14 protein-coding genes, 3 rRNA genes and 1 pseudogene are annotated in these 16,581 nt (G+C 29.8%); 10 read left to right on the top strand and 8 right to left on the bottom strand.

What is annotated here, in order from left to right; translation table 4 throughout:
• Positions 1-175: 175 nt before the first annotated feature.
• Together ACQH26_RS06490 and ACQH26_RS06495 are read right to left on the bottom strand one after the other, a co-directional pair.
• Positions 176-1,009, bottom strand: coding sequence for a potassium channel family protein (locus ACQH26_RS06490; protein WP_425381995.1), 834 nt, complete (start codon positions 1,007-1,009; stop codon positions 176-178).
• Positions 1,010-1,142: 133 nt separating this feature from the next.
• Positions 1,143-2,201: a DDE-type integrase/transposase/recombinase gene (locus tag ACQH26_RS06495; RefSeq protein ID WP_425381996.1), complete on the bottom strand. Its 1,059-nt coding sequence runs from the start codon at positions 2,199-2,201 to the stop codon at positions 1,143-1,145.
• A 147-nt stretch (positions 2,202-2,348) separates the two neighbouring features.
• Here ACQH26_RS06495 and ACQH26_RS06500 point away from each other — a divergent pair, with 147 nt between their 5' ends.
• From ACQH26_RS06500 to ACQH26_RS06515, 4 genes are all read left to right on the top strand, one after another.
• Complete coding sequence (locus tag ACQH26_RS06500; protein ID WP_425381997.1) at positions 2,349-3,836, top strand: TrkH family potassium uptake protein; 1,488 nt, start codon at positions 2,349-2,351, stop codon at positions 3,834-3,836.
• A 21-nt stretch (positions 3,837-3,857) separates the two neighbouring features.
• The gene (locus ACQH26_RS06505; RefSeq protein ID WP_425381998.1) at positions 3,858-4,712 is read left to right on the top strand and encodes a bifunctional 5,10-methylenetetrahydrofolate dehydrogenase/5,10-methenyltetrahydrofolate cyclohydrolase; all 855 of its coding nucleotides are present in this window, start codon (positions 3,858-3,860) and stop codon (positions 4,710-4,712) included.
• Positions 4,713-4,725: 13 nt separating this feature from the next.
• A complete protein-coding gene (locus ACQH26_RS06510) occupies positions 4,726-5,076 on the top strand; it encodes a hypothetical protein (RefSeq protein ID WP_425381999.1) in 351 nt (116 codons plus the stop codon).
• Between the two features lie 47 nt (positions 5,077-5,123).
• Positions 5,124-6,244 (top strand): IS3 family transposase gene (locus ACQH26_RS06515; RefSeq protein ID WP_425381874.1). Its coding sequence is split into 2 segments (ribosomal slippage): positions 5,124-5,394 and positions 5,394-6,244, totalling 1,122 coding nucleotides; the frame shifts between segments, so codons are not numbered across the junction.
• Positions 6,245-6,641: 397 nt separating this feature from the next.
• Here the strand turns inward: ACQH26_RS06515 and ACQH26_RS06520 are convergent.
• A complete protein-coding gene (locus tag ACQH26_RS06520; protein ID WP_425382000.1) occupies positions 6,642-6,938 on the bottom strand; it encodes a hypothetical protein in 297 nt (98 codons plus the stop codon).
• A complete protein-coding gene (locus ACQH26_RS06525) occupies positions 6,907-7,245 on the bottom strand; it encodes an HU family DNA-binding protein (RefSeq protein ID WP_339042355.1) in 339 nt (112 codons plus the stop codon). The genes ACQH26_RS06520 and ACQH26_RS06525 overlap by 32 nt, the downstream gene beginning before the upstream one ends.
• Before the next feature lie 338 nt (positions 7,246-7,583).
• On the opposite strand from ACQH26_RS06525, the gene ACQH26_RS06530 reads away from it, so the two are divergent.
• Positions 7,584-8,681 (top strand): Mbov_0401 family ICE element transposase-like protein, encoded by a 1,098-nt coding sequence (locus ACQH26_RS06530; protein WP_425382001.1) that lies wholly within the window; start codon positions 7,584-7,586, stop codon positions 8,679-8,681.
• A 72-nt stretch (positions 8,682-8,753) separates the two neighbouring features.
• Here the strand turns inward: ACQH26_RS06530 and ACQH26_RS06535 are convergent, their stop codons facing one another.
• Positions 8,754-9,014, bottom strand: a complete 261-nt coding sequence (locus ACQH26_RS06535) for a transposase (RefSeq protein WP_425383098.1) — start codon at positions 9,012-9,014, stop codon at positions 8,754-8,756.
• 138 nt (positions 9,015-9,152) lie between these two features.
• Here ACQH26_RS06535 and ACQH26_RS06540 point away from each other — a divergent pair, with 138 nt between their 5' ends.
• From ACQH26_RS06540 to ACQH26_RS06550, 3 genes are all read left to right on the top strand, one after another.
• Positions 9,153-9,512, top strand: coding sequence for a helix-turn-helix domain-containing protein (locus ACQH26_RS06540; RefSeq protein ID WP_425382002.1), 360 nt, complete (start codon positions 9,153-9,155; stop codon positions 9,510-9,512).
• Positions 9,513-9,674: 162 nt separating this feature from the next.
• Positions 9,675-10,037: a transposase gene (locus tag ACQH26_RS06545; RefSeq protein WP_425382003.1), complete on the top strand. Its 363-nt coding sequence runs from the start codon at positions 9,675-9,677 to the stop codon at positions 10,035-10,037.
• 762 nt (positions 10,038-10,799) lie between these two features.
• Positions 10,800-11,072, top strand: coding sequence for a hypothetical protein (locus ACQH26_RS06550; RefSeq protein WP_425382004.1), 273 nt, complete (start codon positions 10,800-10,802; stop codon positions 11,070-11,072).
• An 82-nt stretch (positions 11,073-11,154) separates the two neighbouring features.
• On the opposite strand, the gene rrf is transcribed toward ACQH26_RS06550, so the two are convergent.
• The 3 genes from rrf to ACQH26_RS06565 form a co-directional block, all read right to left on the bottom strand.
• A 5S ribosomal RNA gene (rrf, locus tag ACQH26_RS06555) occupies positions 11,155-11,261 on the bottom strand.
• A gap of 82 nt (positions 11,262-11,343) precedes the next feature.
• Positions 11,344-14,282 (bottom strand): 23S ribosomal RNA (locus ACQH26_RS06560).
• Positions 14,283-14,474: 192 nt separating this feature from the next.
• A 16S ribosomal RNA gene (locus ACQH26_RS06565) occupies positions 14,475-15,996 on the bottom strand.
• Together the 16S, 23S and 5S rRNA genes form the textbook arrangement of a ribosomal RNA operon.
• 219 nt (positions 15,997-16,215) lie before the next feature.
• Here ACQH26_RS06565 and ACQH26_RS06570 point away from each other — a divergent pair.
• Together ACQH26_RS06570 and ACQH26_RS06575 are read left to right on the top strand one after the other, a co-directional pair.
• Positions 16,216-16,308: pseudogene (locus tag ACQH26_RS06570) on the top strand (PQ-loop domain-containing transporter); the annotation flags it as partial.
• A 75-nt stretch (positions 16,309-16,383) separates the two neighbouring features.
• Positions 16,384-16,530, top strand: a complete 147-nt coding sequence (locus tag ACQH26_RS06575) for a hypothetical protein (protein WP_425382005.1) — start codon at positions 16,384-16,386, stop codon at positions 16,528-16,530.
• Positions 16,531-16,581 lie beyond the last annotated feature (51 nt).

Genomic DNA, 16,581 nt, shown 5'->3' on the forward strand with positions numbered 1-16,581 from the left:
GTATACATAATATTTTCCTTTCAAAAAATAAAAAAACCTATTTACTTTAAAAAATAAAGCAATCGGTTAAAAACTTATATTTAGATTAAAACATATAATTTGTATTACAATGATAATACATTAATATTTCTAAAAATAAAAAAACAATTTTCTTATAATTAATTTTGTTTTTTTATTAGTATTTTTTTTCTTTCTTAACTTCCTTTTTCTTTAATTTTTTATTTTTTTTCTTTTTCTTATTTCTTCTGAATCAATTTCAAAATGAACGCTTTTTCTTTACCGTTTTAATAATAGTAGGCTCAAATATTTTATTAGTATCACCAATTGAAAAATCATTACAAACAGAATTAATATTTTCATTAGAACTAATAAATAATAGTTCATCATTTAACATTAATATTTCATTTCTACTAGGAATAATAACTTTACCATGACGTTTAATCGCAACTAAGTTAATTTTATAATTGCTAGGAATTTTTAAAGTTTCTAGTTTTTTATTTGTAAACTTAGTATTTTTAACAATTACATTAGCTATTGAGTACTTTTCATCAACTGTAGTTAAATCTATTCCTAATTTTCAAATAGCACGATATGCAGCTTTCTTACCAGCTTCTGTTTCAGATAAAATAATATTAGTAATACCAATTGCTTCTAAAATTAGTTGGTGAGTACTATCAACAGCTTTAGCAATAAGATTAAGTGATGATAATGTATTGTGTTCACGATGAATTGCTAAAACATGAACAGCAGTAACAATTGAAGCTGCTAAATCAGAACCAATAGCAATAATAATATTTTGCACCTTGTGAATTCCAGCATCATCTAATGCATCACGATTAGTCGAATCTAAAATTAAAGTTTCAGAAGCTATTGATGAAACTAATTGACAACGGTCTTCTCTTTTATCAATAGCTAATGTAACTTTACCTAATTCTTCTAAAGTTTTAACAACTGAAATTCCGAATTTACCTAAACCAATGACACAAAAATCATTCTCTGATGAAGACATCTATATCCTTCTTCCTTAAATAATATTTACTTAAATATGTTATATTATACTAAATTATAAACTAATTCTTAAAATATTGGTATTTTAAATTTAAAACTAATATTTAATTGTAAGGTAGTACAGACATTTTGGACTATTTTTTATCTAATAAAAGTTTATCAAAATAATCCATAGGAGTCATTAATCCTAATGATTTATGTGGTTTAGAATTGTTATAATATTCTTGAAAAGAATTCACTAATTTTTGAAATAAACTAAAATCACTATTTAAATATGGTTTTATTTCAAATAAATTACTTCAATTTCTGTGAAATCTTTCAATCTTACCATTACTCTGTGGTGATCTAAACGGTGTAGTTTCATGAACTATACCTTTTTTATTACAAAAATTTGTAAATCAACGATTCCTTTGTGGTTTTCCACAAGATGTATTAGTATATTGACTACCATTATCAGTTCTAATTCTTTTAATTTTAATTCCTAATTTTTCATAGAAATTTAAAGCATTTTTAGTAGCATTTACAATATCTCTGGTTTGTGCTTGTTCAGATGGATAACAATAAGTAATTCGAGTTTTTTCATCAATAAAATCAATAATATATCATCTTTTACTTCCTGTTATATAATCTGATACTACTTTAATATCAGTTTGTAATAATCCAGTTTCTTTTACTTCATATCTCAAATGTTTTTTCTTAATAACTTTTTGTGAACAAAAACCAAAACGTTTTAATCAACGATATATAGTTTTAACCGAGGGTTTTGGCAAAAAATTAAACCTAATATCATCAATATGCCTTATTAAATAACAAAATTGAAAAGCACCTATACCAAACTCTTCTTTATACTGAACAAAATAATTTATAAATTTTTCTGATAATTCCAACTTATAGAAATATTTAATATTTTTAGGTTTTGTTGACTTAAATAATAATTCTTCAAAAGGTTTATTTCTGTAAAAAACATCATAAAAACGTTTAGCTCAATAATAAAAGGTTTGCTTTGGCATATGTAATTGAGAAATTATTTCTTTACAAGTATTTTTATTTTTAAAAATAAAACAAAATTTTCTAAATTTACGATAATAAATATTAACTTTATTAATATTTTTATCATTTTTATACTTTTCTACAAATTTGTTAAATTTATAATCAAATTTAGTAAAATCAGCACTATTAATTAAATATTTCATTTTAAACTACACCTCAACTAATAATATAAAGTTATAAAAACTTTTATTAGTCCAAAAAGTGTGTCTAATCTACAAAACTAATATTTAATAGAAATGACTATAGTATAGTATAATAATAAAAGAAAATGTTATTTTAGGAGTTTTTTGATGCTATCTAAGGTTAATTATCGTAGTGTAAAAAATATTTTTAAAATTATTTTTGTTGGTAAAACTCGTCCCCGACAAATGTTTAATTTATATTTTTTCACTTTATTAGTTGGAACAATACTTTTAATGACACCAATTGCCACAACAAAAGGACAATGAAACTTTTTGCCTGCCCTTTTTACTGCTAGTAGTGCGTTTTCTGATACTGGTTTAACAGTAAAAAGCACTGCTAATGACTTTACTTTCTTTGGGCAATTTATTATTTTAATTTTAATTAAATTTGGTGGTATTGGTTTAATTACAGTTAAACTAGCAATATTATCCTTATTTATATTTAATCGACATACTAGTTTAAGAGAAAGATTACTAATGCAAGGTGAACGTGGCTCTAATAAATTAGGAACGACTATTGATGTATTAAAAATTGGTATTATTGTTATGACAATTACTGAATTCTTGGGAGCAATTGTTTTATTTTTATATTTTTATTTTGTGCCTATCTCAGGAATAGAATATGGTCTAAACAATAATACAGGTTACTATAATCACATACTATTAGCATTATGATCGGGAATTTTTCACTCAATTTCTGCTGTTAATAATGCTGGATTTGATATAGTTGGTATAACTTCATTAGAACCTTTTCAGAGTGATTATTTTGTGCAGTGAATTTTTATTATTGAATTTGTAATTGGTGGTATTGGTTTTCCTGTTTATTATGATTTATATCATTGAATTAAAAATAAAACTCATGGTCAAAAATTTAGATTTAGTTTATTTACTAAACTAACATTAATAACATATTTTTTAGTTGCGATATTGGGTGTTAGTAGTGTTATGTTTATTGAATATTTTTCACGTAATGTCATAACTCCGTCAAGGCAAGAACCCATTTTTAAAAATTTATCGACATCTGATGCAATTATGGCTGTTTTTTTTAATACAATGTCAACAAGAAATGCTGGTTACTATACAGTTGACTTAAATAAATTTCACCTTGCCTCACAAATGATCCAATCATTAATGATGTGAATTGGTTCTTCACCAGCAAGTACTGCCGGAGGAATTAGAACGACAACTTTAGCAATTATTCTTTTAACAATTTTTAATATTGCCCGTGCCCGTAATGATGTTTTTGTATTCAAGCGTAAAATTCCTAATCAAACTGTTCGTATGTCATTTATAGTCGGTACACTTGGTTTTATTTTAGTTTTTGTATCAGTAATGATTATCACAATTGAAAATGTTTTTATAACAGATAATTCTGATATGACCTTTGCACAAGTAATTTTTGATGTTTCAAGTGCTTTTGGAACAACAGGACTTTCATTATTTGATAATTCCAAATTAGGTATTTTTAGTCAACTTAGTTTAATTTTTGTCATGTTTGTGGGACAATTAGGAGTATCAACTACTGTTCTTGCTTGAAGTGATCGTAAATCAAAACCAACGATAAGTAGAGTTGAAGAAAACGTATTAATTGGATAAATTAAGAAACGGTGAACACATATGATAAAAATTTTAGATGGTAAAATAATTGCCCAGCAAATTAAAGCAAAAATTAAATCACAAGTAATAACTATTACTAATCGTAAACCTAAACTAGCAGTAATAATTATTGGTGAAGATTTAGCATCACAAATGTACGTACGAACTAAAATTAAAGCATGTCAAGAATGTGGTATTGATGGACAAGTATTTTCACTAACAACAACAGTAACACAAAAAGAAATAATTAATAAAATTGAACAATTAAATAGTGACAATAATATTGATGGAATTTTAGTACAATTACCACTACCAAAACATTTAGATACATTAGCAATTATTAATAGCATTACTATTAATAAAGATGTTGATGGTTTAACAAATATTAATGCCGGAAGATTATTACAAGGTGATAAAAAAGCAATGTTGCCTTGTACAGTAAAAGGTATTTTAAAATTACTAAATCACTATCAAATTCCCATTTCTAAACAAAATATTACTATCATTAACGATAGTAATATTGTTGGTAAACCATTGGCTTTATCATTAACTAATATGGGAGCAACTGTTAGCATTGTTCATAAATTAACTAAAGACTTAACTATTTATACTAAAGAAGCTGATATCATTTGTAGTGCTACTGGTGTCTATAATATTATTAATAGTAGTCAAGTTAAACGTGATATTGTTATTATTGATGTAGCAATTAATTATCAAGGTAAAGAAAAAAAAGTTGTTGGTGATATTAATTTTGAAATAATGAAAAATACCGCTTCAGCAATTACTCCTGTGCCTGGTGGTGTTGGACCAATGACTATTGCCATGTTATTAGAAAATTTAATGATTTGCTATCAATTAAATAATAAATATAATTAAATTGGAAAATTAAATGTTAAAGAAAAATTGGATTAAAAAAAGATTAAATAATATTGAAAAAAATAATTTAGAATTATTAAAATTTAAGTTTTTAAAAGAAACTATTTCAACAAATAGTGTTTATTTTGATAGTCCTTTACATTTTTTAAAACCTGAAAATTATTCAGATTATCAAATACATAATGAAAATAATACTATTATTTTTAAAATAGAAGTTAATACACAAAAATTATATGATGATTGAATAAAAGGAATGAATAATTTTGCATGAGATTATATTTTAAGTAAAAAATATATAAATATTAACACTGAATATAATTTAAAAACTAATGATTTGGATGGGTTACACTTTATTGGACACTAATTACGTAGACAAGTGAACAAATTAGTTGAAAGAAAGGAACTATAATTATGGCCAATATTAATTCATATACCGATGAATTTAAAAAACAAATAGTAGCTTTATATCAAAGCGGCAAATCAGTATCTTACCTTGCTAAAGAATATAATGTTACAAGAGCAGCTACTTATAATTGAATTAAGCAATTTACTAATTCAGGTAGTTTTAAAGCTAAAGATAATCGTTCTGTTGAAGAAAATGAATTAATTAAATTAAGAAAAGAATTAAAACAATTACGAATGGAAAATGATATTTTAAAGCAAGCAGCACTAATAATAGGCAGAAAATAGAAATTATTACAAACAATAAGTTTAAATATAAAATTCGCACAATGTGTCATTTTTTAAAAATTTCTAAATCAACATATTATTTTAATTTAAAGAAAAAAGAAAATAAAATTCAAAATAATATTTATGATGAAGCTATTATTAGTGCTTTTAAAGAAAATAAATGTGTTTATGGAACAAGAAGATTAAAAGTAATATTAGAAAACCAAGAAATTTATTTATCAAGACGAAAAATTAAAGAAATTATGAATAAGCATAATTTAATATCAAAATACACTAAATTATCATTCAAAAATCATAATAACAAAGTAAATGATGAAAAAATCACTAATCTTGTGAATAAAAACTTTAATAATAGGCTTAAAAATGAAGTTATTGTCAGTGATTTAACTTATGTTCAAGTTAATGGTAAATGAAACTATATTTGCTTATTAATTGACCTATTTAACCGCGAAATTATTGGACATAGTGTAGGTACTAGAAAAGATGCCTTATTAGTACATCAAGCATTTATGCAATCAAATCGCTGTTTAAAAGATATTCAAATATTTCATAGTGATTGTGGTAATGAATTTAATAATAAAATTATTGATAAACTTTTACTAGCATTCAATATTACTCGCTCTTTAAGCAAAAAAGGTTGTCCTTATGACAATGCTGTTGCTGAAGCAACTTTTAAAACTTTCAAAACTGAATTTATTAATGATAAAAATTTTAGATCATTAATCCAATTAAAATTAGAATTATTTGATTACATCAATTGATACAACAACATAAGAATCCACAGCACTTTAAACTACTTAACTCCAGTTAATTATCAAAAACAAATGTCTACCAAAAAATAGTCCTAAAAAGTGTTGCCATTCCAGTAATAATATTCCGTCATTAATTCCAGAAGATTGAACATTAGGTAATGGTGAATATGGAAAATACTTTACAAGAACAATTATTAATAATAATAAAATTGAAAATGCTTTAAATTTATATGGTTCAAATAAATCTCAATTATTTTCTAAATTAGAATTTTATAAAGAAATTTTACAAATTGATAATAATAGTGATTTTGAATTATTAATTGAAAATCCGATTAATAATTTAAATCGGATTGAAATTAGTGGTATATTTGGTGCTGGAAATTATGATTTAATTTTAATAACCGATAAACAAGAAATTGATTTAAACAATATTAATTTATTTGATAAATATAACGAGAATATTTCATACATTAATTTGGAAATTTAGTTATCAATTAAAATATCCTTTTGGATATTGACCATCTCATTTTAAATCTGTATTAATGCGTTTATCTTTATCAAAATATAAATCTATTATGCGTTTATCATTAGTTTTTCTTTCTCATATAGTTGTGCCCCAGCCCCCCCAGTAGACTGTATAGTCATGTCCTAAAAATGATTGATAACCATTAGTTTGATTATGTGCTATTGAACCAATTATTAAACCAGTTACTCCACTTACTGCACCAATTAGTGCTAATGCTAATGTTATTTTATTTAAATTTGTTTTTATTCATGTTTTCATATTTTGAGACTTCCATTTCTTTTTCACTTCAATATTTTTTGATTTCTTTTAAATAAGTTTCTGTTGGTTCAAACCTAATAATATTATAAGGTTTTACTTTTATTATTTTATTATTTTTTTTATTTCTTCTATTTTTTGGTTGAACTTTAACGATTTTAAAATTTGCAATTTCTTTTATATTTACTGATTTTTCTTGTTTATTTTGATATTTAATTTCTTCAAAGATAGCATCAAAAACTAATTCTACATGTTCTAAATAAAAATTAGTTTTTTCAGATACTAATTTCATTAACTCTTTTTTCTCCATAAACTCTCCTTTTTTCCTTGATTTTACTTCTAAATTGTACTATTTTTCATTATTTTTACAAGTATGCTTTTAAATGCAAAATAACGCCTAAATTAAAGGCGTTTATTTTATGATACCTATACTATTAATAGTATTTGCACTTATTTATTATATTGTAAATATGAAAGTACTTTTTTTCACACTACCATTATTTTGATAATAATTAGGTTCTTATGTGGATTATAGTAGATAAAATAAAGCAAAATAGATTATTAATATAATTTATCATATTTTAACACTTTAAATTTATGTAAATTAAAATTAATAATTGGTGTAGAAACAGATTAGGAGAGTAAAATATGAATTTTAATTATAAATGAAATTTTAGAGAAGAAAGTGCAAAAATAGATAAATTAGTTTTAGAAAATATAACAAAGAAATGAGAAAAACGAGATTGAAGAATATTTAAAACAAGAGATAAAAAGAAATATAAAATTGTTGATTATCAATATCGAACAAGAAAAACAATGTATGGATTAGTAACTTATAAAAGAAGAATTTATGAATATTTTAATGAAAAATTACAAAAGTTAGTTCGTGTTTGTTTAGTTGATGAATGACTAGAATTACCTAAATATAAAAGAATTGGTGAAGATATTGAACAAACTATTATTGAATATTTTGCTGACGGAAAAAGATACCATGATATTTGTGCTATTTGTAAAAAAGCAGGTATTAGTGTTAGTACTGTTCATAGAGTTTTTAAGAATTTAGAAGTAATTGAAGCAAATCCAATAAAAGTAAAATTAGAAAAAAATCAACCTATTTTTGTAGCGATTGATGATGGACATAGAAAGTTTTGAGATTTTAAACGTAAAGGTATAAAACACTCTATGAGATTAATAACAACATATACAGATAATATTAATCACAAAGTACAAAATAAAAGAGTAAAAGTAATTATTAGACCAACAAAAACAGCAATTGGAGTTAAAAAGACTGCTGAATTTGTTAAAAAACATTGTCAAAAATTTTATGAAAACATTGAACAAGCAAAAATTATTATTTGTGGTGATAGTGCTGGATGAATTAAAGATGTAGCAGATTATTTAGGTGCTGAGTTTGTTTTAGATAAATTCCATTTAATTAGAACATTATATCTTGGAATAATGGCCGGAAATAAAGGAAAGTATGTAAAAGAATATAATAATTGTAAAAATTTAATTAATAATGGTCAATATGATGAACTAATTGATTATTTATATAAAGAATTAGATAATCATAAAAAATTAAAAAAACAGTATTTTAAAAATAATAAAAAAGGTATTGTTAATCAAAGTGCTAGTTGAAATATTGGTACTTTTACTGAAACTAATATTTGACATGTTTTAAAAGAAATGATTGTTAATAGAACATATAGTATTTTTAAATGTAATCAAATAAACTTAAAAACATAATTTTACTTATTTTAAAATAAAAAATTAAAAAACTTATTAAATTAAAAGTTAATAAGAATTTTTGTTATATAGCTAACTAAAGTAATGTTTACTCATATCTTGAAAAACAAAATCAATCGCTTTTTTAATATTTGGTCAATAATTTGGTAATATTTTTCTTATATTATGTTTTATAGCAAATCAAAAATGTTCAATTGGATTTAAATTAGGAGAATATGGCGGAAGAAATAATAGTTTGCATCCAGCATTTTCAATTAATTGTTGTGTTAATTTAGATTTATGAAACGTTGCATTATCTAAAACTATAATTTGTCCACGCTTTAATACTGGAATTAGTTTATTTTTAACATATAGCTAACTAAAGTAATATTTACTCATAAATAATGTAAAATAATAATATGTAATTTAAACAGTTTTTGAATTTAAAAGTACAATTCAGCAATAATTAAAATAGATTAGGAAGATTAAATTATGCCAAAACCATACAGTGAAGACTTACGAAGAAAAGTAATAGAAGCTTATGAAAGTAAAAATATGAAAATTAAAGAAATTTGTAAAGTGTTCAATATCACTAGAAAGACTTTATTTTTATGAAGAAAAAGAAAAAAAGAAACTGGGCATATAAAACCAATTTTGAATTATCAAAAAGGACATAGCCACAAAATAAAGGATTTAGATGAATTAAAAAATTATTTAACAGAAAATAAAGATGTTACAGTTCAAAAAGTAATTGATAAATTTGGAAATATGACTAAAGAAACAGTTTATAACTATTTTAAAAAACTAAATTATACATATAAAAAAAACTTTTCTATATGAACAAAGAGATAAAAATAAACAAGAAGATTTTTTAAAAGAAATAGCTAAAATAATGAATGAAGATTTAGTATATATTGATGAATCTGGAATTGATGATAATGAATTTATAAATATGGTTGATCTGAAAAAGGTAAAAGATTATTTGATAATAAACCCGCATATAAAATAAAGAGAATGAGTATAATTGGTTCACTAAATAAAGGTAAATTAAAAGCCTTATGAGCATTTGAAGGACATTGCAATAGTAAAATTTTTGAATCATATGTTAAAAATAAACTAATTCCAGTATTAAAGCGTGGACAAATTATAGTTTTAGATAATGCAACGTTTCATAAATCTAAATTAACACAACAATTAATTGAAAATGCTGGATGCAAACTATTATTTCTTCCGCCATATTCTCCTAATTTAAATCCAATTGAACATTTTTGATTTGCTATAAAACATAATATAAGAAAAATATTACCAAATTATTGACAAATCCCAATGATGTTCATTTTGTCCATAGATTTCAACAAAATCTGGAAAATACATTAGTGAAAAACCATTAAATCCTACAGGATAAAGTTCAATGATCTTATCAATAATAGCAAGTGCTTGTTCATAACTGGTTGGTAAATATCTTCCTAAATTAATTGCAATTTTCCTCATACGGGCTTTCAATTCTAACTTATCTCATGTTTCATCTATAATGTCATTGATAAACTCATCAATTTTAAATAGAGGGTATATGGTTCTAATAGTTACAGCCAGATCTTGGAGTGACTGGTAATTATACCTGTTTTTTAATAATTTTGGCATACTATTTTCCTTTTAATTTTTATTAATAAAAATTATTAATAATATTTTATCATTGGTTTTCCTTCTTTTTTATATATAAAAAACCAATGAAAAATAATTAATATCAATTTCCTTTACATTAATATTTGTTAGAACCTGTTTAGGATCTTTTTAATAGAATTTAACTAAAACAAGAAATAATCATTTATAAATAGGTACTTAACCAATAATTTATTTTCTTTTTCATTTTTTTGTTAAAAAGATTTTATCATTTGAAAACTTATCGACTAAAAATCTATTTTTTATTATAAAATAACCATTATAATATAAATTTTATTAAAAATTAATCAAAAAAGATCCTAAACAGGTTCTTACACTTCTTATGATAAAGCAGCAAGATTATTTTTAATTTAATATTATTTTATTATCAATAATAAAGGTAATGTTTAAAATAATATATTTTATAGTTAAAATGTTAAAATTATTATTGTTAATATTTTTAGTTTAAAGGAGAGTAATATGCAAACAAAACGTTTAATTAAACTTTTAATTAATAATTTTTTATTTATTATTAATGCTATTTTATGAATTTTTAATATTAGATCCGTTGGTGAAATCGTCACCGGAATTAATGTTGGATCAAATCGTAAAGAAAAACTAATCTATGGACTTTGTAGTTTACTACAATATATAACTTATATATCATTAATTGGATTTATTATTACTATTTATTGATGAATAAAAAATGATTTATCAATAGCAGAGCGTATAAGTGGTTTAAAACAATCATAAATTAAAAATAAAATTATTTACTTATTTTAATGTAAAAATTAAAAAAATCTTAATTTTTACATTAAGATTAACAATAAAAAAAATTTGGCATCGTGCTATTTTCCCATTGCTGGTATTTTCGCCGCTGGAGTGCTTAACTGCTGTGTTCGAGATGGGAACAGGTGTGACCACTCCGCCATGGACACCAAATAGTTTAGCAATTGCTCCCTAAAAACTAGAAACAGACATCTTTAAATTTGATTACTTTTGATTTGCAATAGAGAATATATTCTTCAATAAATCCTCGATCTATTAGTATCAGTAAGCTGAACATATCACTATGCTTACACACCTGACCTATCAACCTTGTAGTATTCAAGGGATCTTACTTCTTTCGAATGAGAAATCTCATCTTGGAACTGACTTCGCGCTTAGATGCTTTCAGCGCTTATTCATGCCCTACATAGCTACCCAGCTGTGCCACTGGCGTGACAACTGGTGCACCAGAGGTAGGTCTATTCCGGTCCTCTCGTACTAGGAACAGCTTTCCTCAAATTTCTTGCGCCCACGACAGATAGGGACCAAACTGTCTCACGACGTTCTGAACCCAGCTCGCGTACCGCTTTAATGGGCGAACAGCCCAACCCTTGGAAGCGACTACACCTCCAGGATGCGATGAGCCGACATCGAGGTGCCAAACCTCCCCGTCTATATGAACTATTGGGAGAGATTAGCCTGTTATCCCCGGGGTAACTTTTATCCGTTGAGCGACGGCCTTTCCACACAGCACCGCCGGATCACTAAGCCCAACTTTCGTTCCTGCTCGACTTGTATGTCTCGCAGTCAAGCACCCTTTTACCTTTGCGCTCTATATATGATTTCCATTCATATTGAGGGTACCTTTGGGCGCCTCCGTTACTTTTTAGGAGGCGACCGCCCCAGTCAAACTACCCACCAGACACTGTCCTTAGACCAGATTATGGTCTCAAGTTAGAATTTCAATATAGCAAGGGTGGTATCCCAATGGTGACTCCATGCCTACTAGCGTCTGCATATCAACGTCTCCCACCTATGCTGTACAAACTACACCAAAATTCAATATCAAGTTGTAGTAAAGCTCCACGGGGTCTTTCCGTCTAATCGCGGGTAACCTGCATCTTCACAGGTACTAAGATTTCACCGAGTCTATAGCCGAGACAGCGTCCGGATCGTTACGCCTTTCGTGCGGGTCAGAACTTACCTGACAAGGAATTTCGCTACCTTAGGACCGTTATAGTTACGGCCGCCGTTCACTGGGGCTTCAGTTCAAAGCTTCGCTTACGCTAACAAATCTCTTTAACCTTCCAGCACTGGGCAGGCGTCACCCCCTATACATCGTCTTACAACTTAGCAGAGAGCTGTGTTTTTGCTAAACAGTCGCCCGGACCTCTTCACTGCGACTCATATTGCTATGAGTTCCCCTTCTCGCTAACTTACGGGGTTATTTTGCAGAGTTCCTTAGCTATAGTTATCTCGCTTGCCTTAGGATATTCTCCTTGACCACGTGTGTCCGTTCTCGGTACAGGCACCATGGTGATGTCTTTAGAAACTTTTCTTGGAAGTATGGCATCAAATGCTTCGTTACTAAGCAAACCGTTCACTCCCCATCGTACTTCAAGGTTAACGCTGTGCGGATTTGCCTACACAACCCTCTTTGTACTTAGCCCAGCACTACCAACCACTGGGACATTTTAGCCTTCTCCGTCATTCCATCAGTCACCATGGTGGTACAGGAATATCAACCTATTATCCATCGACTACGCCTTTCGGCCTCGCCTTAGGTCCTGACTAACCCTGGGTGGACGAACCTAGCCCAGGAAACCTTGGTCAATCGGCATGAAGGATTCTCACCTTCAATCGTTACTCACGCCGGCATTCTCACTTCTAAACGCTCTACTAGTCCTTCCGGTCTAACTTCGTCGCAGATTAGAACGCTCCCCTACCGCCCACAATATATGTAAACATATATATAGACCCATAGCTTCGGTACAATGCTTAGCCCCGGTACATTTTCCGCGCAGAATCATTCGACTAGTGAGCTGTTACGCACTCTTTAAAGGATGGCTGCTTCTAAGCCAACCTCCTAGCTGTCTGAACAATTCCACATCGTTTTCCACTTAGCATTGATTTGGGGACCTTAGCTGATGATCTGGGCTGTTTCCCTCACGTCCATGGACCTTATCACCCATAGACTGACTGCCAGATATGTAACAATGGCATTCGCAGTTTAATTGCATTCAGTACCCCGAGGTGGGGCCATCATACATTCAGAGCTTTACCTCCATTGCACTAATTCTGACGCTAGTCCTAAAACTATATCGGGGAGAACCAGCTATCTCCAGGTTCGATTGGAATTTCACCGCTAGCCACAAGTCATCCACGGTCTTTTCAACGAACGTTGGTTCGGTCCTCCATTAACTGTTACATTAACTTCAACCTGCTCATGGCTAGATCACCTGGTTTCGGGTCTACGACCACATACTAAACGCCCTATTCAGGCTCGCTTTCACTTCGGCTCCGTCTTTTCAACTTAACCTTGCATGTAATCGTAACTCGCCGGCTCATTCTACAAAAGGCACGCCGTCACCCATTAACGGGCTCCGACTTGTTGTAAGCATATGGTTTCAGAAACTATTTCACTCCCCTCTCGGGGTACTTTTCACCTTTCCCTCACGGTACTGGTTCACTATCGGTAATTGGTTAGTATTTAGCCTTACGCAGTGGTCTGCGTAAATTCCGACAAGGTTCCACGTGCCTCGCCGTACTCAGGGATACTGTCAAGAGATTTATACATTTCGCATACTGGGCTTTCACCATCTATGGCGTTGCTTCCCAACAACTTCTGCTATATATAAATTTTGTAACTCTTCATAGGTCGAACCTAATAGACAGTCCTATAACCCCAGTCTGACGACTGGTTTAGGCTGCTCCCTTTTCGCTCGCCGCTACTAAGGGAATCGCATTCGCTTTCTTTTCCTCTAGGTACTAAGATGTTTCAATTCTCTAGGTATCACTCTGCACAACTATGAATTCATTGTACAGTACTATCTGATTAAAGATAGTGGGTTTCCCCATTCGGACATCTCCGGATCAAAGCTTATTTCCAGCTCCCCGAAGCTTATCGCAGGTAATCGCGTCCTTCATCGTCTTCCAATTCCAAGGCATCCACCATACGCTCTTAATAATTTATTTTTAGAATATCCTATTGCAAGATAAAAATTATCTTATTTTTTTTAAAAGATGTCTATTATCCAGTTTTTAAAGAACAATTGCTCAGAGAAAACAATCCCTGAAAACTAAACAGAACAAAAGAAGTAATCCAATAAATCATCCATCTAATTTTTCTTGTTGTCTTGGTTTCTTATTAGAAACCAAACTCCATAGAAAGGAGGTGATCCATCCCCACCTTCCGGTAGGGATACCTTGTTACGACTTAACCCCAATCATCAACGCTGCCTTTGGCAGCTCCCTCCTTGCGGTTAGGACACCGACTTCTGGCATTGCCAACTCTCGTGGTTTGACGGGCGGTGTGTACAAGACCCGAGAACGTATTCACCGCGACATTGCTGATTCGCGATTACTAGCGATTCCGACTTCATGAAGTCGAGTTGCAGACTTCAATCCGGACTGAGACTGACTTTTTGAGATTTGCTTGACCTCGCGGTTTAGCGACTCTTTGTATCAGCCATTGTAGCACGTGTGTAGCCCAGGTCATAAGGGGCATGATGATTTGACGTCGTCCCCACCTTCCTCTAGCTTACACTAGCAGTCTCCTTAGAGTCCCCAACTTAATGCTGGCAACTAAGGACAAGGGTTGCGTTCGTTGCTGAACTTAACCAAACATCTCACGACACGAACTGACGACAACCATGCACCACCTGTATCCTTGTTAACCTCTACTATATCTCTATAGCTTCGCAAGGTATGTCAAGACCTGGTAAGGTTCTTCGCGTTGCTTCGAATTAAACCACATGCTCCACCGCTTGTGCGGGTCCCCGTCAATTCCTTTGAGTTTCACTCTTGCGAGCATACTACTCAGGCGGAGTACTTAATGCGTTAGCTACAGCACTGCCTCATGGCAACACTTAGTACTCATCGTTTACGGCGTGGACTACTAGGGTATCTAATCCTATTTGCTCCCCACGCTTTCGTGCCACAACGTCAGTAATAGGCCAGTTAGCCGCCTTCGCCACTGGTGTTCCTTCATATATCTACGCATTCCACCGCTACACATGAAATTCCACTAACCTCTCCTATACTCTAGTAATGTAGTTTCCAAGGCGGTTAGGGGTTGAGCCCCTAAATTTAACCTCAGACTTGCAAAACCGTCTACGCACGCTTTACGCCCAATAAATCCGGATAACGCTTGCCACCTATGTATTACCGCGGCTGCTGGCACATAGTTAGCCGTGGCTTTCTGGTAAGGTATGGTCGATACTAAAATCATTTCCTATTCTAGCACTTCTTCCCTTACAACAGACCTTTACAATCCGAAGACCTTCATCAGTCACGCGGCATTGCTCCATCAGGCTTTCGCCCATTGTGAAAAATTCCCTACTGCTGCCTTCCGTAGAAGTTTGGGCCGTGTCTCAGTCCCAATGTGGCCGTTCATCCTCTCAGATCGGCTACGCATCGTTACCTTGGTAAGCCATTACCTTACCAACTAGTTAATGCGCCGCATCCCCATCAATTAGCGAAGCAAATGCTCCTTTCATTATTTATCATTGCAAATAAATAACATATGCGGTATTAGCTGTCGTTTCCAACAGTTATTCCCCACTAAATGGTAGGTTAGATACGTGTTACTCACCCGTTCGCCACTAAAGTATTGCTACTTTCGTTCGACTTGCATGTATTAGGCATGCCGCCAGCGTTAATCCTGAGCCAGGATCAAACTCTCAATAAAATTGTTTTTGTTAAAAGATGATATCTGACTTATTTAATCTTTAATAAAAAATTGACGGATTAATTCTTGTTCTATTTAGTTTTCAAAGATCGTTTTTTCTAGTTTGTAACCCATTTATTTTCGGGCACAATAAGTATCTTACAGAAAACAAAACCCAATGTCAATGAAAATAATAGTAAAAATATAAATATTTTTTTCGTATAAAAAAATGGAGCACTTATTGCTGTTGTAGCATTTTGTCCACAATCTTTAAAAACAATAAAAACTAAAAAAACAGATGGTATTTCTTTACTTACATTTATTCTTTATACAACAGCTAACAGTTTATGAGTATTATGGGGCATTATTCATTTATCATATCATGGCGGATCTGAATCAACAATTTTAATGAAAGATTTAGTTATAATTTGTGCTAATACACCTTGTGCAATATGATCAGGAATTATTCTTGGTATTAAAATTAATAATATGTATAAATATGGTGAAGATTGTAAAAAATGAAAAGGTAAAGTAAATATAAAGAGTAACTTTTAATAGTTTATTTTTTATTAAAAATAATAATTTATTACTAAAAATGCATTGTAA

The organism is Spiroplasma endosymbiont of Melieria omissa (assembly GCF_964031175.1).
Lineage (GTDB): Bacteria > Bacillota_I > Bacilli_A > Mycoplasmatales > VBWQ01 > Spiroplasma_E > Spiroplasma_E ixodetis_A.